The 1089-nt window shown below is 44.5% G+C and carries 1 protein-coding gene; it reads left to right on the top strand.

Going from position 1 to position 1089, the window contains the following annotated elements:
- Window positions 1-208: 208 nt before the first annotated feature.
- Window positions 209-1006: an IS256 family transposase, variant Zn-binding type gene (locus tag BUA44_RS14955; protein ID WP_218587623.1), complete on the top strand. Its 798-nt coding sequence runs from the start codon at window positions 209-211 to the stop codon at window positions 1004-1006.
- Window positions 1007-1089 lie beyond the last annotated feature (83 nt).

Genomic DNA, 1089 nt, shown 5'->3' with positions numbered 1-1089 from the left:
GGCCTATATGACATTTGGGTACCTAAATTTCTCGTAACCCTTTGATTTATAAGGCGTTGTAGCAAATTTTTCTTTTATGGGAAAAATTTGCTTTTTTTGTGGGTCAAACAAGGTCATCAAGAAGGGTCTTAAACAAGGCAAGCAGCGGTGGCTTTGTAAGACTTGCGGACACATTTTCACTCCAAGTTCTAGAATCAAGAATTCCCAAGTGATAGAACTTTACTCGCAAGGGAACCTGACGGTAAGACAGATTGCAACTCAATTGAAAGTGAATGAACGGACCATATACCGTCATCTTGCCAAATGCGATAAGGCTACGGCTCAAAACAACGCTCCAGGGCCTGTTATCGCCATGATGGACACTTCGTACTGGGGGTGGAACTTTGGCGTGGTGGTCATAAAGGACCACATCTCGGGCGAGGTGCTGTGGCATAAATTCATCAATCGCAAAGAGCGTGTTGACGATTATGTAGAAGGCGTCAGGGCATTAGAAATGGACGGGCATGAAATCGTCTGCATCGTCAGTGATGGCTTGAAAGGACTGAGAGAACGGCTGTCCGGCTATAGATATCAATACTGCCAATTCCATCAGCTCCAGACGATAAAACACAAGCTGACAAGCCATCCGAAGCTGCCTGCATCAATCGAACTGCTGGACATTTCCCGCTTGCTGTGTCGTACAGATAAAGAATCATTTGAAGGCGTCATGAACGAGTGGTTTGTGCGTTGGGAAGCATTCATAAAGCAAAGGTCGACGGACAGCAACGGGCGATCCCATTACACCCACAAGAACCTGAGAAGTGCATACCTGAGCTTAAAGCGAAACATGCCGTATCTCTGGACCTTCTATGACAATATCGAGCTGGGAATTCCTAACACGAATAACGAAATGGAATCGCTGTTTTCATGGCTGAAGCGTAAGCTGAACATTCATAATGGAATGTCGTTAGGAAGGCGAAAAATGCTAATTGAGAGACTTTTTTTTGCGCACAAGCCAAGTAGATAAAGGCTTGCGGACGATTTCAGGTACCCAAATGTCATATAATCAAAAAGTACCTGTTTTTCAGGTACCTTTTTGTCATATAGACC

Origin of the sequence: Fibrobacter sp. UWR3, from assembly GCF_900143055.1 — a bacterium.
Classification (GTDB): Bacteria; Fibrobacterota; Fibrobacteria; order Fibrobacterales; family Fibrobacteraceae; genus Fibrobacter.
The sequence above is the reverse complement of the archived record's forward strand: the minus strand, read 5'-3'. Positions and strand labels throughout refer to the sequence as shown.